This window comes from Streptomyces sp. NPDC002309 (genome assembly GCF_053593375.1).
The window spans coordinates 117,750-141,014 of sequence record NZ_JBSFCI010000009.1; the positions used below are offsets into that span (position 1 = coordinate 117,750).

25 protein-coding genes are annotated in these 23,265 nt (G+C 72.0%); 9 read left to right on the forward strand and 16 right to left on the reverse strand.

Annotated elements, in window-relative coordinates:
- Positions 1-2: 2 nt before the first annotated feature.
- Positions 3-1,208: a sensor histidine kinase gene (locus tag ACWCPM_RS10575; protein ID WP_450975753.1), complete on the forward strand. Its 1,206-nt coding sequence runs from the start codon at positions 3-5 to the stop codon at positions 1,206-1,208.
- A 6-nt stretch (positions 1,209-1,214) separates the two neighbouring features.
- On the opposite strand, the gene ACWCPM_RS10580 is transcribed toward ACWCPM_RS10575, so the two are convergent.
- From ACWCPM_RS10580 to ACWCPM_RS10600, 5 genes are all read right to left on the reverse strand, one after another.
- Entirely contained in the window at positions 1,215-1,385 is a 171-nt protein-coding gene (locus ACWCPM_RS10580) for a hypothetical protein (protein WP_141310231.1), read from the reverse strand.
- Positions 1,386-1,552: 167 nt separating this feature from the next.
- On the reverse strand, positions 1,553-2,503 hold the full coding sequence (locus ACWCPM_RS10585; protein ID WP_450975754.1) for a cytochrome c oxidase assembly protein: 951 nt from the start codon (positions 2,501-2,503) through the stop codon (positions 1,553-1,555).
- A 107-nt stretch (positions 2,504-2,610) separates the two neighbouring features.
- Positions 2,611-3,636, reverse strand: a complete 1,026-nt coding sequence (locus ACWCPM_RS10590; RefSeq protein ID WP_450975755.1) for a 6-phosphofructokinase — start codon at positions 3,634-3,636, stop codon at positions 2,611-2,613.
- 178 nt (positions 3,637-3,814) lie between these two features.
- Entirely contained in the window at positions 3,815-4,546 is a 732-nt protein-coding gene (locus ACWCPM_RS10595) for a type 1 glutamine amidotransferase (protein ID WP_450975756.1), read from the reverse strand.
- Between the two features lie 20 nt (positions 4,547-4,566).
- The gene (locus ACWCPM_RS10600; protein ID WP_450975757.1) at positions 4,567-5,805 is read right to left on the reverse strand and encodes a MurT ligase domain-containing protein; all 1,239 of its coding nucleotides are present in this window, start codon (positions 5,803-5,805) and stop codon (positions 4,567-4,569) included.
- Positions 5,806-5,960: 155 nt separating this feature from the next.
- Here ACWCPM_RS10600 and def point away from each other — a divergent pair, with 155 nt between their 5' ends.
- A complete protein-coding gene (def, locus tag ACWCPM_RS10605; RefSeq protein WP_450975758.1) occupies positions 5,961-6,500 on the forward strand; it encodes a peptide deformylase in 540 nt (179 codons plus the stop codon).
- A 67-nt stretch (positions 6,501-6,567) separates the two neighbouring features.
- On the opposite strand, the gene ACWCPM_RS10610 is transcribed toward def, so the two are convergent.
- The gene (locus ACWCPM_RS10610) at positions 6,568-7,209 is read right to left on the reverse strand and encodes a TetR family transcriptional regulator (protein ID WP_450975759.1); all 642 of its coding nucleotides are present in this window, start codon (positions 7,207-7,209) and stop codon (positions 6,568-6,570) included.
- 168 nt (positions 7,210-7,377) lie between these two features.
- Between ACWCPM_RS10610 and ACWCPM_RS10615 the strand changes: the two genes are divergently transcribed.
- A complete protein-coding gene (locus tag ACWCPM_RS10615; protein WP_450975760.1) occupies positions 7,378-8,604 on the forward strand; it encodes an acyl-CoA dehydrogenase family protein in 1,227 nt (408 codons plus the stop codon).
- Here the strand turns inward: ACWCPM_RS10615 and ACWCPM_RS10620 are convergent.
- The 8 genes from ACWCPM_RS10620 to ACWCPM_RS10655 all read right to left on the reverse strand — a co-directional run bounded on the left by ACWCPM_RS10620 (position 8,601) and on the right by ACWCPM_RS10655 (position 16,254).
- Positions 8,601-9,122, reverse strand: coding sequence for a cupin domain-containing protein (locus ACWCPM_RS10620; protein WP_450975761.1), 522 nt, complete (start codon positions 9,120-9,122; stop codon positions 8,601-8,603). The two genes, ACWCPM_RS10615 and ACWCPM_RS10620, sit on opposite strands and share 4 nt — an antisense overlap.
- Before the next feature lie 12 nt (positions 9,123-9,134).
- Positions 9,135-10,349 carry a cytochrome P450 gene (locus ACWCPM_RS10625; RefSeq protein ID WP_450975762.1) on the reverse strand — a complete coding sequence of 405 codons (1,215 nt, stop codon included), beginning with the start codon at positions 10,347-10,349 and terminating at the stop codon, positions 9,135-9,137.
- A 1-nt stretch (position 10,350) separates the two neighbouring features.
- Positions 10,351-11,409, reverse strand: coding sequence for a type III polyketide synthase (locus tag ACWCPM_RS10630; protein ID WP_450975763.1), 1,059 nt, complete (start codon positions 11,407-11,409; stop codon positions 10,351-10,353).
- 153 nt (positions 11,410-11,562) lie between these two features.
- The gene (locus tag ACWCPM_RS10635) at positions 11,563-11,799 is read right to left on the reverse strand and encodes a DUF6213 family protein (protein WP_450975764.1); all 237 of its coding nucleotides are present in this window, start codon (positions 11,797-11,799) and stop codon (positions 11,563-11,565) included.
- A 25-nt stretch (positions 11,800-11,824) separates the two neighbouring features.
- Positions 11,825-13,210 (reverse strand): NADP-dependent succinic semialdehyde dehydrogenase, encoded by a 1,386-nt coding sequence (locus ACWCPM_RS10640; RefSeq protein ID WP_450975765.1) that lies wholly within the window; start codon positions 13,208-13,210, stop codon positions 11,825-11,827.
- 70 nt (positions 13,211-13,280) lie between these two features.
- Positions 13,281-13,751 carry an NUDIX domain-containing protein gene (locus ACWCPM_RS10645; RefSeq protein ID WP_450975766.1) on the reverse strand — a complete coding sequence of 157 codons (471 nt, stop codon included), beginning with the start codon at positions 13,749-13,751 and terminating at the stop codon, positions 13,281-13,283.
- On the reverse strand, positions 13,748-15,286 hold the full coding sequence (locus tag ACWCPM_RS10650) for an ATP-dependent DNA ligase (RefSeq protein ID WP_450975767.1): 1,539 nt from the start codon (positions 15,284-15,286) through the stop codon (positions 13,748-13,750). The genes ACWCPM_RS10645 and ACWCPM_RS10650 overlap by 4 nt, the downstream gene beginning before the upstream one ends.
- A 29-nt stretch (positions 15,287-15,315) precedes the next feature.
- Positions 15,316-16,254 carry an NAD(P)/FAD-dependent oxidoreductase gene (locus ACWCPM_RS10655; protein ID WP_450975768.1) on the reverse strand — a complete coding sequence of 313 codons (939 nt, stop codon included), beginning with the start codon at positions 16,252-16,254 and terminating at the stop codon, positions 15,316-15,318.
- A 77-nt stretch (positions 16,255-16,331) separates the two neighbouring features.
- Here ACWCPM_RS10655 and ACWCPM_RS10660 point away from each other — a divergent pair, with 77 nt between their 5' ends.
- The 6 genes from ACWCPM_RS10660 to ACWCPM_RS10685 all read left to right on the forward strand — a co-directional run bounded on the left by ACWCPM_RS10660 (position 16,332) and on the right by ACWCPM_RS10685 (position 21,736).
- Positions 16,332-16,904 carry a helix-turn-helix domain-containing protein gene (locus ACWCPM_RS10660; protein ID WP_450975769.1) on the forward strand — a complete coding sequence of 191 codons (573 nt, stop codon included), beginning with the start codon at positions 16,332-16,334 and terminating at the stop codon, positions 16,902-16,904.
- A gap of 204 nt (positions 16,905-17,108) precedes the next feature.
- Positions 17,109-18,080, forward strand: coding sequence for an NADPH:quinone oxidoreductase family protein (locus ACWCPM_RS10665; RefSeq protein WP_450975770.1), 972 nt, complete (start codon positions 17,109-17,111; stop codon positions 18,078-18,080).
- A complete protein-coding gene (locus ACWCPM_RS10670; RefSeq protein ID WP_450975771.1) occupies positions 18,077-19,258 on the forward strand; it encodes an acyl-CoA dehydrogenase family protein in 1,182 nt (393 codons plus the stop codon). Before ACWCPM_RS10665 ends, ACWCPM_RS10670 begins: the two co-directional genes overlap by 4 nt.
- A complete protein-coding gene (locus ACWCPM_RS10675; RefSeq protein WP_450975772.1) occupies positions 19,255-20,331 on the forward strand; it encodes an acyl-CoA dehydrogenase family protein in 1,077 nt (358 codons plus the stop codon). Before ACWCPM_RS10670 ends, ACWCPM_RS10675 begins: the two co-directional genes overlap by 4 nt.
- Before the next feature lie 206 nt (positions 20,332-20,537).
- The gene (locus tag ACWCPM_RS10680; RefSeq protein ID WP_450975773.1) at positions 20,538-21,410 is read left to right on the forward strand and encodes a phosphatidylinositol-specific phospholipase C/glycerophosphodiester phosphodiesterase family protein; all 873 of its coding nucleotides are present in this window, start codon (positions 20,538-20,540) and stop codon (positions 21,408-21,410) included.
- Positions 21,411-21,541: 131 nt separating this feature from the next.
- Positions 21,542-21,736, forward strand: coding sequence for a hypothetical protein (locus ACWCPM_RS10685; RefSeq protein ID WP_450975774.1), 195 nt, complete (start codon positions 21,542-21,544; stop codon positions 21,734-21,736).
- A 115-nt stretch (positions 21,737-21,851) separates the two neighbouring features.
- On the opposite strand, the gene ACWCPM_RS10690 is transcribed toward ACWCPM_RS10685, so the two are convergent.
- Together ACWCPM_RS10690 and ACWCPM_RS10695 are read right to left on the reverse strand one after the other, a co-directional pair.
- Entirely contained in the window at positions 21,852-22,049 is a 198-nt protein-coding gene (locus ACWCPM_RS10690; RefSeq protein WP_450975775.1) for a hypothetical protein, read from the reverse strand.
- A gap of 38 nt (positions 22,050-22,087) precedes the next feature.
- Positions 22,088-22,687 carry an N-acetylmuramoyl-L-alanine amidase gene (locus ACWCPM_RS10695; RefSeq protein ID WP_450975776.1) on the reverse strand — a complete coding sequence of 200 codons (600 nt, stop codon included), beginning with the start codon at positions 22,685-22,687 and terminating at the stop codon, positions 22,088-22,090.
- Positions 22,688-23,265: the final 578 nt, after the last annotated feature.

A 23,265-nucleotide genomic window follows, 5' to 3' on the forward strand; every position in this document is an offset into this window, starting at 1 on the left:
GCATGAGCGGTTTCGTCGCGGGTCTGTGTGTCGCCGTGCTCCCGCTGCTCGCCGCGGGCTTCTGGCTGGGCCGGCGCACCGCCCGCCCGGAGAGCCTCGGCGGTCTGGGCACCCCCGTCGAGCACGCCACCTTCGAGACCCTGCACGCCGCTTCCCTGGCCGCGCCCCCGCTGCGGGCCGGCCTCACCGGGGAGACCGCACGCAAGTCCGCCCGCCGGCTGCGCTCCCTGCTCGGCACGGACGCCCTGTGCCTCACCGACGACACGAGGGTCCTCGCCTGGGACGGTGTGGGCGCCCATCACCGGGCCGAGATCATGGAACGCCTGACCGGCCCGCTGGAGACCGGCCGCGGCGAGGCGTTCCCGCTGACCTGCGAGGCCCCCGACTGCCCCCTGCGCTGGGCGGTGGTCGCCCCGCTCACCGTCGACGACCGGGTGCACGGCGCCCTGGTGGCCTGCGCGCCCCGCGAGTCCGCAGTGCTGGTCCGGGCGGCCGGCGAGGTGGCCCGCTGGGTCTCCGTGCAGCTCGAACTTGCCGATCTGGACCAGTCGCGCACCCGGCTCATCGAGGCCGAGATCAAGGCCCTGCGCGCCCAGATCTCCCCGCACTTCATCTTCAACTCGCTCGCGGTGATCGCCTCGTTCGTGCGCACCGACCCCGAGCGCGCCCGTGAGCTGCTGCTGGAGTTCGCCGACTTCACCCGCTACTCGTTCCGCCGGCACGGCGACTTCACCACCCTCGCCGACGAACTGCACGCCATCGACCACTACCTGGCGCTGGTCCGGGCACGCTTCGGCGACCGTCTCTCCGTCACGCTCCAGATCGCCCCCGAGGTGCTGCCGGTCACCATGCCCTTCCTCTGCCTCCAGCCGCTGGTGGAGAACGCGGTGAAGCACGGTCTCGAAGGCAAGGCCGGCAAGTGCCGCATCGGCATCACGGCCCAGGACGCCGGCGCCGAGGCCCTCGTGGTGATCGAGGACGACGGCGCCGGCATGGACCCCGACCTGCTGCGCCGCATCCTCGCCGGGGAGGTCAGCCCGTCGGGCGGTATCGGCCTGTCCAACGTCGACGACCGGCTGCGGCAGGTCTACGGCGACGACTACGGCCTCGTCATCGAGACCGCCGTCGGCGCGGGGATGAAGGTCACCGCCCGGCTGCCGAAGTACCAGCCGGGGGTGCACTCGGCGGGCCGTCTCACCCGCGAGTGAACCACCTCAGGTGCTGCGGGTGGCCACCATCCCCAGGGTGATCAGGCCCAGCACGACCCAGCCGAACCACAGCCAGCCGTTGCTGCCGAGCGCCACTGTGTAGGCGGTCACCACGACCAGTCCGCCGACGGTGAGCACCCCCATCGCCTTCGTAGAGCCGTCCGTAGAACCGGGCATCGCAACACCCTCCTCATGGTTCGTCCCCTCCCATGGTGCCCGGTTCGGCGCCGGTGCGGTGGGCAAGGCGAAATGAGGGCCGGAATTCCGGTACCCGGGTGAGCGGCGCACCCGATGGACCAAATCGATCAGGTGTTCGCTGTAGATGTCTTCGCGGTGCCGGCGGCTCAGTGGCTGCGCGCGTTCAAGGACGCCAGATAGGCGTTGTACGCCTCCAGCTCCTTGTCGCCGTCGCGGTCGGCGGCCCGGTCCGAGCGTCGGGCCTGACGCTCCTCCGACGCGCGCCACTGGAACAGCAGCGCGATCAGCACCAGCACCGACGGGATCTCACTGAACGCCCAGGCGATCCCGCCCGCCGCGTTCTGGTCGGAGAGCGCGTCGATGCCCAGCGAGGCGGGCGGGTCGGCGTAGCTGCCGACCAGCGGTGTCGACGCCATCATCAGCGCGATGCCGAAGAACGCGTGGAAGGGCATGCCCGCGAACAGCTCCAGCATCCGCATCAGATGGCCGGGCCGGTGCGGCCCCGGGTCCACGCCGATGATCGGCCAGAAGAACACCAGGCCCACCGCCAGGAAGTGGACCATCATCCCGATGTGCCCCGGCTTGGAGCCCATCAGGAAGTCGAAGGCAGGGCTGAAGTAGAGGGCGTAGAGGCTCGCGATGAACAGCGGGATCGTGAACACCGGGTGCGTGATGATCCGCATGTACCGGCTGTGCAGCAGCGCCAGCAGCAGCTCGCGCGGCCCCTTGTGACCGCGGGCGGCGGGCGGCAGCGCGCGCAGCGCGAGGGTGATCGGGCCGCCGAGCAGGATCAGGATCGGCGAGAGCATGCTGATCACCATGTGCTGCACCATGTGCACGCTGAACATGACCATGCCGTAGTCGTTCAGCCGGGTGCACAGCATCAGCCCGATGGTCAGCACACCGGCGACGAAGGACACCGTCCGCCCGAGCGGCCACTTGTCCCCGCGCCGCCGCAGCCGGACGACACCCCACCCGTACAGTGCGAGCCCCAGCAGGCAGGCCACGAGGAAGAACGGTTCCGGCGACCACTGAAGCCCCCGCCCCAGCGTGAACGGCGGCAGATCCATGGTCGTGCCGTGCCCGCTGTGATCCATGCGAGGGCTCCTGTTTCGTACGGGTTGTGCTGTCTGTCCGCCCCAAGACTAGAACCGCCCCCGGCGGCCTCCGTCACCGGGGGCGACAGCGTCCCGTCCGGAGCTGTCTACAGCACGCACTCCGCCTCGTCGTACCGGTCCGTCGGCACCGTCTTCAGCGTCTCGACCGCCTCGGCCAGCGGCACCATCACGATGTCGGTCCCGTTCAGCGCGGTCATCCTCCCGAACTCGCCCCGGTGCGCGGCCTCCACCGCGTGCCACCCGAACCGTGTGGCCAGCACCCGGTCGTACGCGGTCGGCGTGCCCCCGCGCTGCACATGCCCGAGGATGACCGGCCGCGCCTCCTTGCCGAGCCGGTTCTCCAGCTCGACGGAGAGCTGCCGCGCGACCCCCGCGAACCGCTCGTGCCCGTAGACGTCCTTGCCGCCCTCGTCGAACGCCATGGTGCCGGGCCTGGGCTTCGCGCCCTCCGCCACCACGACGATCGCGAACCGCTTGCCCGCGTCGAACCGCTCGCCGACCTTCGCGGTCAGCTCGTCGATGTCGAAAGGCCGCTCGGGGACGACGATGGCGTGGGCGCCCGCCGCCATGCCGGAGTGCAGGGCGATCCACCCCGTGTGCCGGCCCATGACCTCCACGATCAGCACCCGCTGGTGGGACTCGGCGGTGGTCTTGAGCCGGTCCAGCGCCTCGGTCGCGACGGTCACGGCGGTGTCGAAGCCGAAGGTCACGTCGGTCACGGCGATGTCGTTGTCGATGGTCTTCGGCACGCCCACGATGGGCAGCCCGTTGTCCGACAGCAGCCGGGCCGCCTTCAGGGTGCCCTCGCCGCCGATCGGGATGATCGCGTCGAGGCCGAGCTCGCGCACATGCCCCTTGGCCCGCTCCACGCCGTCGCGCAGATGCTCGGGACGGACCCGGGAGGAGCCGAGGATCGTGCCGCCGCGGGCGAGGATGCCGCCCACCGCGTCCAGGTCGAGCTTGAGGTAGTCGCCCTCCAGGAGGCCCCTCCAGCCGTCCCGGAACCCGATGACCTCGTCGCCGTGGTCGACGACGGCACGGTGCACGACGGACCGGATGACGGCGTTCAGACCGGGGCAGTCGCCGCCGGAGGTGAGGACACCAATGCGCATAGCCCGAAATACCTTCTCGACGTGGGCCGGGTCCGGACCACGCTGTCCGGCTCGATCCCCGCCACCCTAGCGGCACAGGGGGGCGGGGCCGAACCGTGCGTCCGAGTGCTGGACGACCGCGCTCACCTGTGCGGAGGGGCCGTCAGACGGGCTCACCGGGCGGTGCCGGGACGCCGCCTCAGGCGGGCTGCTGCTCGGCCGCCGCGATGCGCTCGTCGCGCAGCGCCTCGTACCAGTGGTCGTCGGTCGGCGGCAGCGCGTTGACGTCCAGCGCCAGCTTGAGCAGCAGGTCGGCGATCTGCGGGTTGCGCGCCAGCACCGGTCCGTGCATGTAGGTGCCGAAGACCGTGTCGTTGTACGCGCCCTCCGTGCCGTCGCCCGTGCCGTTGCCGTTGCCGAACCGCACCCGGGCGAGGGGGCGGGCCGTGGGGCCGAGATGGGTGACGCCCTGGTGGTTCTCGAAGCCGGTCAGCGGCGGCAGGCCGAGGCGCTCGTCGATGTCGCCCAGCACGTCACCGACGCACCGCGCGCCCTCGCCGCGCACCGAGACCACGTCGAGCAGACCGAGGCCGGACTCGCGCTGGCCGAGGTCGTTGATGAACTCGTGTCCGAGGATCTGGTAGCCGGCGCAGACCGAGAACACGATCGCGCCGTTCTCGACGGCCCGGTACAGACCGCCGTCCCGGCGCAGCCGCTCGGCCGCGAGCCGCTGCGGCCGGTCCTCGCCGCCGCCGATCAGGTAGATGTCACCGGACGTCGGGATGGGCTGGTCGCTGCGCACGTCGATCCGTGCCACGTCCAGACCGCGCTGCCGCGCCCGGCGCTCCACGACGAGGGCGTTGCCCTGGTCGCCGTACGTGCTGAGCAGGTCCGGGTAGATCCAGACGATCCGCAGTTGGTTGTCGCTCACGAAAGTCCCCTGAGGTCGTGTCAGTTGCCGACGCGGCGGCGCAGGTCCTGGAACGCGGTGTAGTTGGCGATGACCTCGATCCGGCCCGGCGGGGCCTTCTGCACCGCCTCGTCGAGGTTCTCGCAGACCTGGAAGTGCTGGTTGGCCACCTCCAGCCGCACCGCGAGGTCGAGCTTGCGGTCGCCGATGACGAAGATCGGGTGGCCGGTCAGGCGCGTGTAGTCGACGTCCCACAGCCACGAGGTGTCCGTGCCGTCGGCGCCGCGCGCGTTCACGGACAGGATCACCGGGGTCGGCGGCGGGTCGATCAGCGAGAACGTCTCCAGCCAGCCGGCCGGGTTCTTGGCGAGCAGCAGCCGCAGATCGCGCTGCATGAACTGCACCACGTCGTAGCGCCCGGCGACGGCCTGCACCTGGTACATCCGTTCCAGGGCGACCTGCGGGGGCACCCCGAAGACGGCGGCGACGGCCGCCGAGGAGGTGGCGTTGGCCTTGTTGGCCCGGCCCGGCAGCTGGAGGTGGATCGGCCAGGCGGAGCCGTGCGGGTCGAGCACGTGGTCGCCGGACAGCGCCCAGCTCGGGGTGGGCCGGCGGAAGCCGCACTCGCCGCAGAACCAGTCGTCGCCGGGGCGCTGCATCACGCCGCCGCAGGACGGGCAGGACCAGGCGTCGTCCTTCCACATCTGCCCGGCCGCGACCCAGATCACATTGGGGGAGGACGACGCCGCCCACACCACCAGCGGGTCGTCCGCGTTGGCGACGACCACGGCCTTGGTGCCGGCCAGGCCCTCACGCCAGTTCTCCGCGAGCATCCGGGTCTCCGCGGCACGGTCGAGCTGGTCGCGGGAGAGGTTCAGCAGCGCGATGCACTTGGGGTCGGTGTCCCGGGCCACGCCGGCGAGGTACTTCTCGTCGACCTCGATGACACCGAACTTGGCCTCCGAGCCGCCTGCCAGCGCCGAGGTGATGCCGGCGGGCATGTTGGCGCCGAGCGCGTTGGACACCACGGGGCCCGCGGCGCGCAGCGCCTCGGCGACGAGCCGCGTGGTCGTGGTCTTGCCGTTGGTCGCCGACACCAGGATCACGTCCAGGTTCTGGGCGAGCCGGGCCAGGAGGTCGGGGTCGAGTTTGAGCGCCACCCGGCCACCGATCACCGAACCGCTGCCGCGTCCCGCCGCGCGTGATGCCGCGGCGACCGCCTTGCCCGCGGTCACGGCCAGCTTGGCCCGCGGCGAGAGCGGGTCCGAGTTGCCTGCCATCAGTTCTCGATCCTCCTTGCGTACGCGCCGCGCCGTAGCACCCGGCAACGTGGTGACGCCTCAGCCTATCGAGATCCACTCACCTGCCCGAATCGCGGCACTGTCACGATCCCCGCGCGCGGGAGCGCGCCAGCGAGGACCGTACCCTTGCCGGCATGCGACAAGGCTCCATCCCGGGCGCTCACGGGCGTGTCCGGCCCCTCACATTGCTCGGCGACCCGGTTCTTCACACACCCTGCACGGAAGTCACCGATTTCGGCCCCGAACTCTCCCGGCTCGTGGAGGACTTGTTCGCGACGATGTACGCCGCCCAGGGCGTCGGGCTGGCCGCGAACCAGGTCGGTGAGCCGTTGCGGGTCTTCGTCTTCGACTGCCCCGACGACGAGGACGTGCGCCACCTCGGCCATGTGGTGAACCCGCGTCTGGTCCAGGCGGACGGCGTGGTGATCCGCGGCCCGGAGGGCTGCTTGTCCCTGCCGGGCCTGGAGGCGGGCACGGAGCGCCACGACCACGCCGTGGTCGAGGGTGTCACCATGACGGGCGAGCCGATCACGATCCACGGCACCGGCTTCTTCGCCCGCTGCCTCCAGCACGAGTGCGACCATCTGGAGGGCACGGTCTACGCGGACCGTGTGAAGGGTCTGCGCCACAGACGTCTGATGCGGCAGGTGGCCCGAGCCCCGTGGCGCACGTGACCGTGCCACCGTCACGGGCGCGGGAGGCGAGCCGGACCCCCGCGATCCACGGGAAGGCGCGGGGTCCTCAGAACCCCGGACTCCCCACCCGGTCCCCCGCCGCGGCGAGCCGCCCCCACAGCAGGTCGGCCAGGCACCGCACCAACTCGGCCCGCGTGCAGGGCTGCTCGCCCAGCCACCAGTCCCCGGCGGCATGCATCATCCCGACGATCCCGTGTCCCCAGACCCGGGCCAGCCGCTGGCTCTCCGGTCCGAGGTCCAGCCGATCCTCGATGACCTGGGCCAGTTCCTCGCCCATCCGCCGCAGCAGCGGCGCCGAGTGCTTGCCCACGTCGAAGCCCTGGTCCCCGGGCGAGCCCTCCGCCGGGTGCATCAGGAAGCGGTACACCTGAGGCCGGGCCTCGATCGCCGCGAGGTAGGTGTCGAGCGTGTTCTCCACCCGCTCGCGCCGCTCCGCCGGGGCGTCCAGCGCGGCCCGCAGCGAGTCGAGCAGGGCGTCGGTGTGCCGTGTGGCCAGGGCCGCGTAGAGTCCGCCCTTGTCGCCGAAGTGCCGGTAGAGGATCGGCTTGGTGATGCCCGCCTCGGCCGCGATGGCGTTCATCGACGCCTGCGGACCGTCCCGCAGCACGACGCGGTCGGCGGCCTCCAGCAGCTCGCGCCGTCGGCGGTCGGCCGACCTCTGCTGCTCGGTCCGCTGTGTGGTGTCCATGTGATCTCCCCACCCGTGCTCATTCGGTGACGCCAGCGCAAACTAACACTCGACACGAGTCACGCCTCGAACGGGCTGCCCGGGCCTCCCCGTGAGTTGACTTTTCCTACCCAGCGGTAACAGACTTCGGTTACCGTAAGTAACATGCAGTGCGCCGCTGGAGGGGACATGGCCGATTTCACCATGGAGCTGAACGACGAACAGAGGGAAGTCCGGGACTGGCTGCACGGCTTCGCCGCCGACGTCATCCGCCCCGCGGCCGCCGAATGGGACGAGCGCGAGGAGACCCCCTGGCCGGTCATCCAGGAGGCCGCGAAGGTCGGCATCTACTCCCTCGACTTCTACGCGCAGCAGTACTTCGACGCCACCGGCCTCGGCATCCCGATGGCCATGGAGGAGCTGTTCTGGGGCGACGCGGGCATCGCCCTGTCGATCGTCGGCACCGGCCTCGCCGCGGTGGGCGTCCTCGCCAACGGCACCGAGGAGCAGATCGGCACCTGGATCCCCCAGATGTACGGCGATGCCAACGATGTCAAGCTGGCCGCCTTCTGCTCCTCCGAGCCCGACGCCGGTTCCGACGTGGCCTCCCTGCGCACCCGCGCGGTGTACGACGAGGCCAAGGACGAGTGGGTCATCAACGGCACCAAGACCTGGGCGACCAACGGCGGCATCGCCAACGTCCATGTGGTCGTCGCGGTCGTCGACCCGGAACTCGGCTCCAAGGGCCACGCCTCCTTCATCGTCCCGCCGAACACCCCGGGGCTGTCCCAGGGCCAGAAGTTCAGGAAGCACGGCATCCGCGCCTCGCACACCGCCGAGGTCGTCCTGGACGGCGTCCGGGTGCCGGGCTCCTGCCTGCTCGGCGGCAAGGACAAGCTGGACGAACGGCTGGCCCGCGCCCGTGAGCGGGCGAGGACCGGTGGGGAGCGGGTGAAGAACGCGGCGATGGCCACGTTCGAGGCGTCCCGTCCCGCCGTCGGCGCGATGGCGGTGGGCACCGCCCGGGCCGCCTACGAGGTGGCGCTGGACTACGCGACGACCCGTGAGCAGTTCGGCCGGCCGATCATCGAAAACCAGGGCGTCGCGTTCCAGCTCGCCGACATGCGCACCTCCATCGACGCGGCGCGGCTGCTGGTGTGGCGGGCGTCCTGGATGGCCGTCAACGGCAGGCCGTTCACCGCCGCCGAGGGCTCGATGTCCAAGCTGTTCGCCAGCGAGACCGCGAAGACCGTCACCGCCCAGGCGATCCAGATCCTGGGCGGCAACGGGTACACCCGCGAGTACCCGGTGGAGCGTATGCACCGGGACGCCGCGATCTACACGATCTTCGAGGGCACCAGCGAGATCCAGCGGCTGGTGATCGCCCGCACGGTCTCGGGGATGCCCCTGCGCTAGCGGTGCTTGAGCGGGGTCAGCTGCTCGATGTCGTACCTCGCCCGGAGCGCCTCGATCGCCTCGCGGTCCGGCGGCCCCCCGTCCCGCAGGATCTCCAGCAACTCCTCGAAGTACCGCTCGTGATCCGGCGGCGGGGACGCCTGGAAGAACATCTTCGCCGGGGTCTCCGTCGGATTGGCGAACGCGTGCGGGCAGCCGGGCGGTACGACGATGACCGTGCCCGGGGTCGCCCGGACCACCTGGCTGCCCGAACGCGACTCCCACTTCTGCCAGTTGTCGGGGGTCCGGACGCGTGGCTCGAAGGCGAGGACGTCCACTTCGCCCTCCAGTACGTAGAACAACTCCTCGCTACGGGTGTGCACATGGGCGCCGACGTCGAATCCCGGGGGGACGAGCACCTCGAAGGTGGACGCCATCCGTGAGTGCTCCCCGGTCACCTTGAACGTGACGTGCTGGGCCGGGGTCTCGACGATCCGGCCATGGCCGGGCGGTACCAGCAGTCCTTGGGTCGCGGTCACGGCGTACTCACCTCACCAGGTCACGGGCAGGGCCAGCGGCCCTCGGATCAAGGCGCCCTTCCTGAAGGGCACTTCCTCGGGCGGCACCGCCAGCCGCAGGCCGGGCAGCCGGTCGAGCAGGGCGTCGACCAGCAGCTCGGACTCCAGCTTCGCCAGCATGCCGCCCACGCAGTAGTGGGGCCCGAAGCCGAACGCCAGATGCGGGTTGGGCTCACGGGTGAAGTCGATCGTCCCGGGGTCGGGAAAGACGTCCGGGTCCCGGTTCGCCGCGAGGTACGACACATAGACCGCGTCGCCCGCGCGGATCACCCGGCCGTGGATCTCCACATCCTCCGTCGCGATCCGGGAAAGGCCGACGGCGTTGCGGTGCGGGATCCAGCGCAGCAGCTCGTCGACGGCCCGGGCGCGGAGGCCCGGCTCGGCGCGCAGCCGCTCGGCCAGTTCCGGCCTGGTCAGCAGGACGTAGAACATCTGGCCGCTGTTGCCGGTGACCGCCTCGCCGCCGATCTGGACCAGTACGGCGAGGCCCACGGCCTCCGCCGGCGTGATCTCGCCCCGGCCCAGGGCCGCGCCGAGCAGGGACGTGACGTCCTCGCCCGTGCTGTTCTCCCTGCGCCCGACGAGATCGGCGAAGTAGTCGCCCATCTCGTCCCGGGCCCGCTCGCTGACCTGCGCGCCGTGCGTGGCGGACAGGATGAGCCGGGTCCAGTCGTGCATACGCCCGCGGTCGGCGGCCGGCACGCCCATCAGCTCGCAGACCACCGCGACCGGGAACGGGCTCAGCACCGCCGCCGTGAGGTCGGCGGGCGGACCGTCCGCGAGCAGCCCGTCCACCAGCTCGTCGAGCATCCGCCGGGACCTCTCCCGCACCCGCTCCACGCCCCGCGCCGTGAACGCCGGGGCCACGGCGCGACGCAGTCTGGTGTGGTCCGGCGGGTCCAGGAGACCGACCGCGTCACGCGCCGGCACGAAGTGCGGCGCGAGCCGGGTGACCTGCCGGTCCCTCACCGCCGCACGGCTGAACCGGGGGTCGTTGGTCACCCTGCGCACATCGTCGTGCCGGGTGACCAGCCACGCCCAGTCCTCGCCGTTCGGCAGCCGGACCCGGGTGACCGGCCCCTCGTCCATCAGCGCCCGCAGCACCGGATCGAAGTCGACTCCGGCCAGATCCAGAGCGGGCCACTGCCGGACGGGGAGCACGGTCCCGGTCGTCGTCTCCTGGCTCATGTCACGCCGAGTCGTCGATCTGCCAGCGCCCCACGGACATCTCCGCGGTGATGCCGGGCCCGAACCCGGCGAGCAGTCCGCGCGCCCGGTGCTCGGCGCCGCCCTCGTCGAACAGCCTGCGCAGCGCGTCCAGGACGACGGCGCTGGCGATGTTGCCGTACTCGGTGAGGGTGGCCCGGCTGAAGCGGAAGGCGTGCGGCTCGACCTGCAGGAACTTGCTGAGGTCGTCGAGGATGCGGGGTCCTCCGGCGTGGATGATGTAGAAGTCCAGGTCGGAGGCGTCCCAGCCGTGGGCGCCCGCCAGTTCGTGCAGGGCCGGAGCCAGCGGCTCCATGGTGCCGGGCACCCGCTTGTCCAGCAGGAAGTGGAACCCGGTGGCCCGGACGTCGTACGAGATCCAGTCCTCCGTCTTGGGGATCAGGTACGAGCCGTTGCGCTCCAGCTTCACGCCCGTGCCGCCCCGGCCGCGGACCACGGCGGCGGCGACGCCGTCACCGAACAGGCCGTTGGACAGCAGCGATCCGATGCCGATGTCGGTGGGCTGGTAGCACAGCGAGCAGAACTCGCAGGCCACGATCAGCACGTTGCACTCCGGGTAGGCCACGCAGAAGTCGTGGGCCCGGTTGATGGCCGCGCCGCCCGCCGCACAGCCCAGCTGGGCTATGGGTATCTGGCGCGTGGTGCTGGAGAAGTCCATCTCGTTGATCAGCCACGCGGTGAGCGAGGGCATCATGAAGCCCGTGCACGACACGTAGATGATCACGTCGATGTCGTTGGTGAGGAGCTCCGCGTCGTCGAGCGCCCGTTGCACGACCGCCGGGACGCGGGCCTTGGCCTCGGACTCGTAGATCTTGTTGCGGGCCTCGAAGCCGGGATGCTTGAGGGTTTCCTCGATCGGCTGCACGATGTGCCGGGTGCGCACACCGGTGTTCTCGATCAGCCGGAGGGCCAGCGGGAGTTGGGGGTGGTCCGCGTGGCGGGAGCGTGCCAGCTCCAGCGTCTCTTCCATCGTGATCACGTGTTCTGGAACGGACACCGAGGGTCTGCACAAAGTCGCCATGAACCGTGCCTGCTTTCGCCGTCCGAGGCTCCTGGAAGCCTCGGTCAGAGGGTGGTTCACCTCCGAGAAGGTGTAAACCCACGATCACCCGGGAGCGCCACGATCTCTCGCGGGATTACTCCGTCCAGGCGACAACGGCGTTCGGCACCCGTGCTACGAACCGGCTCCGCTGCTGTGCGCGATGCACGCCACGTCGATCCGGTCGGCCAGCTTGGCCAGCTCGATGGTCAGCGCCGCCACGGTGTCCTCGTCGAGCCCCTCCTGCCCGGCCTCCACGAGCCGCAGCCACCGGCCGCCCACCGTGCGGAGCAGCTTGCTCACGTCGGACGCGGCCACCTGCAAGGTTCCGCTGTCGTCGACGATCAGAGGCAGAGTCACTTCGCGGTTCACAAAGGGGATCGTAGCCCTGGAACCCTCACGCTCCGTGCCATACGGTCGTGATGTTGCAGAACTCGCGGATTCCGTGCCCGGACAGCTCACGCCCGTACCCGGAGCGCTTCACACCCCCGAACGGGAACGCCGGGTGGGAGGCGGTCATGCCGTTGACGAACACCCCGCCCGCCTCCAGATCCCGTACGAACCTGTCGACGTCCGCCTCCTCGCGGGTCCAGACGTTGGAACTCAGGCCGAACGGCGAGTCGTTGGCGATGAGCACCGCCTCGTCCAGGTCCCCCGCCCGGTACAGCGTGGCGACCGGACCGAACGCCTCCTCGCGGTGGATGCGCATCTCGCGCGTGATGCCGGCGAGCACCGTCGGCGGGTAGTACCAGCCGTCCCCCTCCGGCCGCTCGCCCCCGCACAGCACGGCCGCACCGCTGCGCCTGGCGTCGTCCACCAGCTCCTCCACATCGGCCCGGCCCTGCTCGCTGGCCAGCGGCCCGACCTCCGTCTCCTCCGCCATCGGGTCGCCGACCTTCAGCGCCCTCATGGCCTCGGTGAAGCGCTCGGCGAAGGCGTCGTAGACGTCCGTGTGCACGATGAACCGCTTCGCGGCGATGCACGACTGCCCGTTGTTCTGCACACGGGCAGTGACCGCCACCTGCGCCGCCCGGTCGACGTCCGCCGACGGCATCACGACGAAGGGGTCGCTGCCGCCCAGCTCCAGCACCGTCTTCTTGACCATCTCGCCGGCCGTCGAGGCCACCGCGCGCCCGGCGGGCTCGCTGCCGGTGAGGGTCGCCGCCTTGACCCGCTCGTCGCGCAGGATCTCGTCGACGGCCCCGGAGCCGACGAGCAGGGTCTGGAAGCAGCCCTCGGTGAAGCCCGCCCGGTGGAACAGGTCCTCCAGGTAGAGCGCGGTCTGGGGCACGTTCGAGGCGTGCTTGAGCAGCCCGACGTTGCCCGCCATCAGCGCGGGCGCCGCGAAGCGGATCACCTGCCACAGGGGGAAGTTCCACGGCATCACCGCGAGCACCGGCCCGAGCGGCCGGTAGCGGACGTGGACCCGGGAGGCGCCGGAGTCCCGCACGTCGGACGCGGCGGGTTCCTCGTCGGCGAGCAGACTCTCGGCGTTGGCGGCGTACCAGCGCATCGCCTTGGCGCACTTGGCGGCCTCCGCGCGGGCCTGCTTGACCGGCTTGCCCATCTCCGTCGTCAGGACCCGGCCGATGTCCCGCTGGTCCTCGTCCAGGAGGTCCGCGGCCCGGTTCAGCAGCCGTGCACGGTCGGCGAAGCCGCTCTCGCGGTAGGTGCGGAACGTGGCCTCGGCGAGCTGGAGCCGGCGCTCGATCTCCTCGGGGCCCATGGCCTCGTACGTCTTGATCGTCTCGCCGTTCGCCGGGTTCACCGTCGCGATGGGCATGGCTGACCTCCAAAGGAGCTGCTGTGCTTCGACCTTCCCGCGCGGCCGTGGGCGGCGCAACGCGTACGGGTCATCCTCGGGACAAGTGCTCCGCCAGGCGGTCGAGAAACGCCGACTGCGCCTTGACGATCACCTCGCGCGCCCGGTCCACGCCGCACCACGCCACGCGGTCCAGCTCCGGGAACTCCTGGGTGCGGCCGGACCTCGGCGGCCACTCCATGGTGAAGGTGCCCGGTGTGACGGTGCCGGGATCGAGGTCGGCCTCCACCGCCCACGCCGTGACGACCTTGCCGCCGCTCTGCCGGACCTCCCCGAGCGGCACCGCCTCGCCCTCCGGCGCCGGCAGCCCCAGCTCCTCCTGGAACTCCCGGCGGGCCGCGTCCCAGGCGGGCTCTTCGGCGTCGTACTCGCCCTTGGGCACGGTCCACGCGCCCGCGTCCCGCCGGGCCCAGAGCGGTCCGCCCATGTGGCCCAGCAACACCTCCGGGCCGCCGTCGGTGTGCCGGAACAGCAGCAGGCCCGCGCTGCGCCGGGAGGTCACGGCCGGACCTCCGGATGCGCGGCCAGCAGGGTCTCGACGGTGTCCGCGTCCTCGGGACGCTTGTCCTCGCGGTAGCGCAGCACACGGGCGAAACGGAGCGTGACGCCGGCCGGGTAGCGGGTGGACCTCTGCAGACCGTCGTAGGCGATCTCGACGACGAGTTCGGGGCGAACCGTCACCACCTGGCCGTCGGAGCTGACGGCCAGCTCCTGGAGCCGCTCGGTCTGCCAGGTCAGCAGCGCGTCGGTCATGCCCTTGAACGTCTTGCCGAGCATCGCGAAGCCCCCGTCGGCCGTGCGCGCCCCGAGATGCAGGTTGGAGAGCCTGCCGGTGCGGCGGCCGTGGCCCCACTCGGCGGCCAGGACCACCAGGTCGAGGGTGTGCACGGGCTTGAGCTTCAGCCAGGAGGCCCCGCGCCGCCCCGCGCTGTACGGGGCGTCCAGCGCCTTGATCACGACGCCTTCGTGACCGCGGCGCAGGGTCCGCGCGAGGAACTCCTCGGCGGCGGGGACGTCGTCGGGGCCGGACACCACGGTCCGCCGCACCCGCATCGGCTCGGGGACGAGTTGGGCCAGCGCCGCGTGCCGCTCGGCGAACGGCAGGTCGAGCAGGTCCCGGCCGTCGACGGACAGCGCGTCGAAGAAGACGGGGGAGACCGGGACCGCCCGCGCGGCCGTCGCCACGTCCACCCGGGAGCCGACCCGGCCGGCCGTCTCCTGGAAGGAGCGCGGCCGGCCGTCCTCGTCGAAGGCGATCACCTCGCCGTCCAGCACGAACCGCTCCCCGCGCAGCTCCCGCGCGGCCGAGGTCAGCTCGGGCAACCGGTCGGTGATGTCGTCGAGGGTGCGGGTGTAGAGGCGCACGTCGTCGCCGTCGCGGTGCACCTGGACGCGGATGCCGTCCAGCTTCTCCTCCACCGCGCAGGCGCCGAGCTTGCCGATCGCCTCGGCCACCGAGGACGCGGTGTGCGCCAGCATCGGCAGCACCGGGCGACCCACCGTCAGGCGGAAGCGTTCCAGCGCCCCGGGCCCGTCGGCGAGCAGCGCGCGTGCCACGTCCTGGAGCGACCCGGCCAGCATCACCGCACGCCGTACGTCCGTGGCGGGCGCCCCGGTCGCCTGCGCCAGCCCCTCGACGGCGACCGCCTCCAGCGCGCCCTGCCGGACCTCGCCCGTGAGCAGGCCGATCAGGAATCGCTGCTCGTCCTCGGTGGCGGCGCCCATCAGCTCGCCGACCAGCCGGGCCCGCTCCGCCTGCGAGCCGGTGCCGCCGACCTTCCCGAGCGCGGTGAGGCGGGCGTCCACCTCGCGCACGGTCAGACTCGGCTCGCTGGCCGGCCCGACCGGGCGGCCGAGCACCTTCCAGCCGATGCCCAGCCGGCCCTGCGGCAGCCGGCCCGCGAGATACGGGATGACCACCGGCACGTCGTCCGGCTCCGCGTCCCGGAACAACTCGGCGAGCAGGGCGATCTTGCGGGACCTCGCCGAGGTGGCGGCGACCTCCCGGGACACGTCGGCGAGCCGGGTCAGCAGCATGCAGACATGGTGCACCGGGGACGGGGGGCCTACACCTGGACGGCCGCGTCCAGGTCGTACATCAGCAGCTCCCCGTTGATCGTGGCGCCCGCGCGGTAGCCGCCGCTCGCCGCGTTCACGACCTGCTCGGCGAAGCCGGTGGCGTTGCCCGCGGCCCACACGCCGGGGACGGTCGTCAGCCCCGTCGGGTCCACCACGGCGTACGCGCCGAAGGGCGTCTCGTTCAGCTCGGCGCCCAGCCGCCGCAGCAGACCGGTCCGCGGAACGGGGCGGGGCGCGGTGAACACCACCTCCCTCTCATGGACGGTGCCGTCCGCCAGCCGAACTCCGGTGAGCCGGTCGTTCTCGATCTCCAGCCCCGCGACCTTGCCGGGGACCACCTTGACCCCCGCCGCGGCGAGCCGGCGCAGGTCGTCGTCGGACAGGTCCTCCTCCGCGACCTCGTGCAGGAAGAACCTCACGTCCTTCGACCACTGGGTGACGATCAGCGCCTGGTGCACGCTGTGCGGACCGGCGGCGAGCACGCCGAACGCCTGGTCGCGCACCTCCCAGCCGTGGCAGTACGGGCAGTGCAGCACGTCCCGGCCGAACCGCTCCGCCACCCCCGGCACGCCCGGCGGCTCGTCCCTGAGCCCGGTGGTGACGACCAGGCGCCGGGCGCGCACCGTCCGCCCGCTCGCCAGCTCCACCGCGAAGTCCTCGCCCCGGGACACGTCCACCGCCCGGTCCCGGACCAGCTCCACGCCGTAGCGCGCGATCTCCTCGCGGCCCTTCGCGAGGAACTCGGCGGGGGACATGCCGTCCCGTGACAGATATCCCTGCATGTGCGCGGCGGGCGCGTTGCGCGGCTCGCCCGCGTCGACGACGAGCGTGCGGCGCCTGGCACGGCCCAGGACGAGCGCGGCGGACAGCCCCGCCGCGCCGCCGCCGATGACGACCACTTCGTAGGACCCGGTTGTTCCGGTCATGGTGACCACCTCCGCGGAGACAGTCGCGCGCCCGCTGCGGGATTGACAAATGCGTTTGCCGAATCTGCAATGGCGGCATGACGACCGACGAGGTGCTGGCAGGGGTGGGGCCGCGGCTGCGGCGGATCCGCAAGGAGCGGGAGGTGACGTTGTCCGGGCTGTCGGAGGCGACCGGGATCTCGGTGAGCACGCTCTCCCGGCTGGAGTCCGGGCTGCGCAAGCCCAGCCTGGAGCTGTTGCTGCCGATCGCGCAGGCCCATCAGGTGCCCCTGGACGAGCTGGTCGGCGCGTCGGCGGTGAGCGATCCCCGGGTGCGGGCCAAGCCGATCGAGAGGTACGGCCGCGTCCACTGGCCGCTCACCCGCCAGCCCGGCGGCCTCCAGGCGTTCAAGGTGCTGGAGCCGCAGCGTGCCCTCGAACCGGAGCCGCGGACCCATGAGGGGTACGAGTGGCTGTATGTGCTGTCCGGGCGGCTGCGGCTGGTGCTGGGCGATCACGACGTGGTGCTGACGGCGGGGGAGGCGGCGGAGTTCGACACCCGGGTGCCGCACTGGTTCGGGTCGACGGGGGAGGGGCCGGTGGAGTTCCTGAGCCTGTTCGGGCCGCAGGGGGAGCGGATGCATGTGCGGGCGCGGCCGAAGCAGGCGTGACGGCTGCACGCCGCTGCTTCCTGTGCCGCTGGAGCAGGCGTGACGCGGGGTGCTGCTGCCTGTGCCCCTGGAGCAGGCGTGACGCGAGGGCCCGATGTCTGTACCGCTGGAGCAGGCGCGCCCCGACTGTTCCCAGGGCGGCAAGCGACCGCTTAGTATGCGGTGGACCCGGTCAGACGACGCAGTCCCCCGTGGAGGCCCCGCATGCAGGCATGGCAGGTGCACGAGAACGGCGAGCCCGGCGAGGTGATGCGCCTCGACGACGTGGCCGCGCCCACGCCCGGCGACGGCCAGGTCCTGCTGAAGGTGCGGGCCGCGAACATCAACTTCCCGGATGCCCTCCTCTGCCGGGGCCAGTACCAGGTCCGGCCCCCGCTGCCCTTCACCCCCGGGGTCGAGATCTGCGGCGAGACCGAGGACGGCCGCCGGGTGATCGCCAACCCGGCGCTCCCGCACGGCGGCTTCGCCGAGTACGCCGTCGCCGACGCGGCCGCGCTCCTGCCCGCACCGGACTCCCTGGACGACGCCGAGGCCGCCGCCCTGCACATCGGCTACCAGACCGGCTGGTTCGGCCTGCACCGGCGGGCCCGGCTGGAGGCCGGCGAGACGCTGCTCGTCCACGCCGCCGCCGGCGGGGTCGGCAGCGCGGCCGTCCAACTGGGCAAGGCCGCCGGAGCCAGGGTGATCGGGGTGGTGGGCGGCGCCGAGAAAGCGGCCGTCGCGCGTGAGCTGGGCTGCGACGTCGTGATCGACCGGCGTGCCGAGGACGTCGTCGCGGCGGTGAAGCAGGCCACCGGCGGCCGGGGTGCCGACGTGGTCTACGACCCCGTGGGCGGCGAGGCCTACACCCAGTCCGCCAAGACCGTCGCCTTCGAGGGCCGGATCGTGGTCGTCGGCTTCGCGAGCGGAGTGATCCCGAGCCCCGCGCTCAACCACGCCCTCGTGAAGAACTACTCGATCCTCGGCCTGCACTGGGGCCTGTACAACACCAAGGACCCGAAGCTGGTCCGGCACTGCCACGAGCAGCTCACCGAACTGGCCGCCCGGGGGACCATCAAGCCGCTGGTGAGCGAGCGGGTGCCGCTCGACGGCGCGGCGGCCGCCGTGCAGCGGGTCGCCGACGGAGGGACCACCGGCCGCGTCGCCGTCGTCCTGGAGAACGGGGCCGGCGCATGACCGATGCCACCGAACTGCGCCGACGGGTACAGGAGTTGCTGGCCGCGCACCCGCCCGCGGCCACGGACCCCGACGACTTCCTCAAGGCCCGCTTCGACGCCGGGCTCGCCTGGGTGCACTACCCCGAGGGGCTCGGCGGGCTCGGCGCCCCGCGCACGCTCCAGGCCGTCGTGGACGCCGAGCTCGAGGCCGCGGGCGCGCCCGACAACGACCCCCGGCGGATCGGCATCGGCCTCGGCATGGCCGCGCCGACCATCCTGCGCTACGGCACCGAGGAGCAGAAGCGCCGGTATCTGCGGCCCCTGTGGGTGGGGCAGGAGGTCTGGTGCCAGCTGTTCAGCGAGCCCGGTGCCGGCTCCGACCTCGCCGCGCTGGGCACCCGGGCCGTACGCGAGGGCGACGAGTGGGTGGTCAACGGGCAGAAGGTGTGGACGTCCAGCGCGCACGTCGCCCGCTGGGCGATCCTCATCGCCCGCACCGACCCGGACGTCCCCAAGCACCAGGGCATCACGTACTTCCTCTGCGACATGACCGACCCCGGCGTCGAGGTGCGGCCGCTGCGCCAGATCACCGGCGAGGCCGAGTTCAACGAGGTGTTCCTGACGGACGTCCGCATCCCCGACGCCCGCCGCCTCGGTGACGTCGGCGACGGCTGGCGTGTCGCGCAGACCACCCTCATGAACGAACGCGTCTCCATCGGCGGTATGCGCCTGCCCCGCGAAGGCGGCATGATCGGCCCCGTCTCGATGACCTGGCGCGAACGCCCGGACCTGCGCACCCACGACCTCCACCAGCGGCTTCTCGCCCTGTGGGTCGAGGCCGAGGTCGCCCGGCTCACCGGCGAGCGGCTGCGCCAGCAGCTCGTCGCGGGCCAGCCCGGACCCGAGGGCTCCGGCATGAAGCTCGCCTTCGCCCGCCTCAATCAGGAGATCAGCGGCCTGGAGGTCGAACTCCTCGGCGCCGAAGGACTCCTGTACGACGACTGGACCATGCGCCGCCCCGAGCTGGTGGACTTCACCGGCCGTGACGCCGGCTACCGCTACCTCCGCTCCAAGGGCAACAGCATCGAGGGCGGGACCAGCGAGGTCCTCCTCAACATCGTCGCCGAACGCGTCCTCGGACTGCCCTCCGAGCCGCGCACCGACAAGGACGTCGCCTGGAAGGACCTCGCCCGATGACCGATCTTCTCTACTCGGAGGAGGAAGAGGCCCTCCGCGCCGCCGTCCGGGACGTGCTCACCGACCACTGCGCCGTGTCCGGCGTGATCGCCCGTACCGAGTCCGACGCGCCGCACGACCGGGAGCTGTGGAAGCTCCTCGCCGACGCCATGGGCCTCGCCGGACTGCTGGTGCCGGAGGAGCGGGGCGGTCAGGGGGCCTCGCACCGCGAGGTCGCGGTGGTCCTGGAGGAACTGGGGCGGGCGGTCGCGCCCGTCCCGTATCTCACGAGCGCCGTCGTCGCGACCGAGGCGCTCCTGGCCTGCGCGGGCTCCTCCGAGCTGCTCGCCCGGCTGGCGTCCGGTCGGAGCGTGGGCGCCCTCGCCGTCGCGCTGGACCGCGGACCGGGCGCCGCCTTCCCCGTCGCCCGGCTGGAAAAAGGCCTGCTGTACGGCGAGTTGAGCGCCGTGGCGGACGCGACGGCCGCCGATGTGCTGCTCGTTCCCGCGGACGACGGCGGACTGTACGCCGTGGATGCCGACGCCGTGACGGTGGTCCCGCAGGTGTCGCTGGACCTGACCCGGCCCGTGGCGCGGGTGGTGCTCCAGGGCGCGGCGGGCCGGCGGCTGGGCGATGCCGAGCCCGCGGTGCGGCGGGCCCTGCGGGCGGCGGCCGGACTGCTCGCGTCGGAGCAACTGGGCCTGGCGGAATGGGCGTTGACCGAGACCGTGCGCCATCTCAAGGACCGCAAGCAGTTCAACCGGCCGGTCGGCGGGTTCCAGGCTCTCAAGCACCGGCTCGCCCAGCGCTGGCTGGAGGTCGTCCACCTGCGGGCCACCGCCCGCGCCGCGGCGGACGCGCTGGCCACCGGCGAGGACGTCGACGTGTCGGTCGCCGTCGCGCAGGCCTACGCCGCGCCGGTGGCCGTGCGCGCCGCCGAGGAGGCGGTGCAACTGCACGGCGGCCTCGGGATGACCTGGGAGCACCCGGCGCACCTGTATCTGAAGCGCGCCAAGGCGGACTCCCTCGCCTACGGCACCGCGGGCGCCCACCGGACGTCGCTGGCCGAACTGGTGGACCTTCAGGCCCCCTGACACGCGCCTCCGAGGCGCCTTTGACGCGCACGGTAACCCCGAGGAAAGCCCGTCCCACCTGGGGCGGGCTTTTCGGTGCGCGTACTGCGGTGAAGTGAACCGATGGCGGCGGTCCGGCCAACTCGTCCACGGCCGTCGCAAGTTGAGCGGCATCCACCCCCATACTCGCTGAGGTTCCGTTCCCGCCCACACCAGGGAGGCAGAGCATGGCCCTCACCACCCGTCGCAGAGCCCTCACCACCTTCGGCGCCGCCCTCGCCGGCACGGTGGCCCTGCCCGGAGCGAGCGCGCTGGCGGACGACGGCAGGCACCGTCCGCGTTCGCCCCGCCCGCTGTGGCGTGCCCACGCGCACAACGACTACGAGCACCCCCGCCCCCTCCTCGACGCCCTCGACCACCGCTTCGGCAGCGTCGAGGCCGACATCTACCTGGTCGGCGACCGACTCCTCGTCGCCCACGACCCCGAGGACCTCGACCCGGCCCGCACCCTGGAATCCCTCTACCTCGACACCCTCGCCGCCCGGGTCAAGGCCAATCGGGGCTCGGTCCACCGCGGTCACCGCGGCTCGCTCCAGCTGCTCATCGACATCAAGACCGAGGGCGCCTCGACCTACCGCGAACTCGACCGTCACCTGCGCCGCTACCGGCACCTGTTCACGACGTACGCCCACGGCAAGGTGCTCCCCGGACCTGTCACCGCCGTCATCTCCGGCGACCGGGCGGCGCGTGTGCCGATGGAGGCGCAGAAGGTGCGTCGCGCCTTCTACGACGGCCGCCTCGCGGACCTCGGCGGCCCGGCGCCCGCCTCCTTCATCCCGCTGATCAGCGACAACTGGACGCTGAACTTCACCTGGCGGGGCGCGGGCGAGTTCCCGGCGGCCGAACGGCAGAAGCTGCACGGCATCATGCGGGCGGCGCACTCACGCGGGCAGAAGGTGCGGTTCTGGGCCACGCCCGACGTGGCGGGTCCGGAACGCGACGCGCTGTGGTCCGAGTTGCTGGCCGCGGACGTCGACTTCGTCAACACCGACGACCTGCTCGGGCTGGAGGCGTTCCTGGACGCCCACGGACGGGCGTAGCCCTCGCCCGTCCGCCCGCCGGTCGAGGACACCACACTTTCGGGGGACAGGTCAGCCGCCCGGAGGAACCCTCCGCTACGCCACACTTGCGCCCGAACGCCGCGAAGCGGACGTGGCGGAGGAGGTTGACGATGGCCATTTCCATCTCTGTGGTGCTGCTGCTGTTCATTCTGGCGGTGATCTTCGTGCGCAACGGGGGCCTCAAGCTCACGCATGCGATCGTCTGCCTGCTGCTCGGTTTCTACCTCGCGAGTTCGAGCATCGCCCCGACCATCCACAGCGGCCTCACGGCCACGGCCGGCATCGTGAGCGGCCTCAGACCTTGAGGTCCTGGCGGCCACGGGACGTCAGGTCCCGTGGAACGCGCCGATACCGTTCGGCACCGGGTGCTCCCCTCCGCCCCCGTCCGGTCGTCCAGGCCGGACAGCGGCTGTCCGCTCCTCAGGACCGGAAGCGGTAGGGGAGCCGTGACACCGACGCCACCAGCCGCCGCCGTACCGCCGCGCGCTCGCCCACCGAGAGCCTCCGCAGTCCCCGCGCGCCCGCGTCTCGTCCGACCGGCACCGCCGTCCCCTCGGCGATCGGACCGCTGCCGGGAGCACCCGCGCCCGCGCCCACCCGGCCCTTCCTGACGGTCACCTCGTGGGTGTCCCTGCTGCACGGCACTGCCCGGTCGCTCAGGCGGAGTTGACGAGCCGCATGTACCGGGGCCAGTCCCAGTGCGGGCCGGGGTCGGTGTGGTCCGTGCCCGGTATCTCATGATGACCGATGATGTGGGCGCGGTCCTTCGGTATGCCGTACTTCGCGCAGATCCCCGCGGTGAGGGCGGCCGATCGCGCGTACAGGGCGTCCGTGAAGTAGCCGGGCTCGTCCACCCACCCCTCGTGCTCGATGCCGATGCTGCGCGTGTTGTACTCCCAGTTCCCCGCGTGCCACGCGATGTCGGACTCGCGGACGCACTGCGCCGGCTGCCCGTCCTCGGACCGCACGACGTAGTGCGCGGACACCTTCTTGCGCGGGTGCTGGAAGATGCCGAGGGTCCTGGAGTATTCGGTCTGCGTGACATGGATGACCACGAGGTCCACGGGGTGGCTCGCCGGACGCTTCGCCTCGGTGTAGTTGGCGCGGGTCGCCGGCTGCCACTGCGCGAGAGGGTGGTCGGGGGCCGGGGTCCGTGCGCCCGCCCTCGGTCCGGGCAGCAGTGCGTACGGGACGACGGCGAGGGCGGTGCCCTTGAGGATCCGCCGCCGGTGGGGAAGCGGTCGTGCTCGTTCCATGACGAGGGCCTCTCGACTGGGGGAATCTCGGAGCGAGGGAGGAGACGCGCCGGGCTGAGCGCGCCTCGTGTGATTCAAGGTACGGCGCGGGACGGACCGGCCACGGCCGCGCCGCTGTTCCGTGGATGACCGCGACGTTGTGGACAACTCGCTCACCCGAAAGAGTGGCGGGAGGTAGCGATGGGTGCGTGCAGGTCTCGTCGGGTTCTCGGGTCCGGGTGGGCCGCGTGCCGGATCCCCGGGTTCGGGCAGTGCCCGCGCCGAGTTCTCGATCAGCTCCCGCGCCGGGTTGTGAGGTTGAGGCAGTTTCCGCGCCGGGTTGTGAGGGCGAGGCAGCCCCCCGCGACGGGCTTCGGGAACGTCCTGGTCGGGCATTCGGGCAGTGTCAGCCCCCGGTTCCGACCCCCGCCGGATCATCCAGCACCCCCCGCACCACCCAATGCCCGGCTCCCAGCAACGGCCCCTCGGAACCCAGCCGCGACAGTGTCAGCCCCCGGTTCCGACCCCCGCCGGATCATCCAGCACCCCCCGCACCACCCAATGCCCGGCTCCCAGCAACGGCCCCTCGGAACCCAGCC

Coding starts and splice junctions, on each gene's coding strand:
- ACWCPM_RS10575 (WP_450975753.1), top strand. CDS start 3: ATGAGCGGTTTCGTCGCGGGTCTGTGTGTCGCCGTGCTCCCGCTGCTC.
- ACWCPM_RS10580 (WP_141310231.1), bottom strand. CDS start 1,385: ATGCCCGGTTCTACGGACGGCTCTACGAAGGCGATGGGGGTGCTCACC.
- ACWCPM_RS10585 (WP_450975754.1), bottom strand. CDS start 2,503: ATGGATCACAGCGGGCACGGCACGACCATGGATCTGCCGCCGTTCACG.
- ACWCPM_RS10590 (WP_450975755.1), bottom strand. CDS start 3,636: ATGCGCATTGGTGTCCTCACCTCCGGCGGCGACTGCCCCGGTCTGAAC.
- ACWCPM_RS10600 (WP_450975757.1), bottom strand. CDS start 5,805: ATGGCAGGCAACTCGGACCCGCTCTCGCCGCGGGCCAAGCTGGCCGTG.
- def (WP_450975758.1), top strand. CDS start 5,961: ATGCGACAAGGCTCCATCCCGGGCGCTCACGGGCGTGTCCGGCCCCTC.
- ACWCPM_RS10610 (WP_450975759.1), bottom strand. CDS start 7,209: ATGGACACCACACAGCGGACCGAGCAGCAGAGGTCGGCCGACCGCCGA.
- ACWCPM_RS10615 (WP_450975760.1), top strand. CDS start 7,378: ATGGCCGATTTCACCATGGAGCTGAACGACGAACAGAGGGAAGTCCGG.
- ACWCPM_RS10625 (WP_450975762.1), bottom strand. CDS start 10,349: ATGAGCCAGGAGACGACGACCGGGACCGTGCTCCCCGTCCGGCAGTGG.
- ACWCPM_RS10630 (WP_450975763.1), bottom strand. CDS start 11,409: ATGGCGACTTTGTGCAGACCCTCGGTGTCCGTTCCAGAACACGTGATC.
- ACWCPM_RS10640 (WP_450975765.1), bottom strand. CDS start 13,210: ATGCCCATCGCGACGGTGAACCCGGCGAACGGCGAGACGATCAAGACG.
- ACWCPM_RS10650 (WP_450975767.1), bottom strand. CDS start 15,286: ATGCTGCTGACCCGGCTCGCCGACGTGTCCCGGGAGGTCGCCGCCACC.
- ACWCPM_RS10655 (WP_450975768.1), bottom strand. CDS start 16,254: ATGACCGGAACAACCGGGTCCTACGAAGTGGTCGTCATCGGCGGCGGC.
- ACWCPM_RS10660 (WP_450975769.1), top strand. CDS start 16,332: ATGACGACCGACGAGGTGCTGGCAGGGGTGGGGCCGCGGCTGCGGCGG.
- ACWCPM_RS10665 (WP_450975770.1), top strand. CDS start 17,109: ATGCAGGCATGGCAGGTGCACGAGAACGGCGAGCCCGGCGAGGTGATG.
- ACWCPM_RS10670 (WP_450975771.1), top strand. CDS start 18,077: ATGACCGATGCCACCGAACTGCGCCGACGGGTACAGGAGTTGCTGGCC.
- ACWCPM_RS10675 (WP_450975772.1), top strand. CDS start 19,255: ATGACCGATCTTCTCTACTCGGAGGAGGAAGAGGCCCTCCGCGCCGCC.
- ACWCPM_RS10680 (WP_450975773.1), top strand. CDS start 20,538: ATGGCCCTCACCACCCGTCGCAGAGCCCTCACCACCTTCGGCGCCGCC.
- ACWCPM_RS10685 (WP_450975774.1), top strand. CDS start 21,542: ATGGCCATTTCCATCTCTGTGGTGCTGCTGCTGTTCATTCTGGCGGTG.
- ACWCPM_RS10695 (WP_450975776.1), bottom strand. CDS start 22,687: ATGGAACGAGCACGACCGCTTCCCCACCGGCGGCGGATCCTCAAGGGC.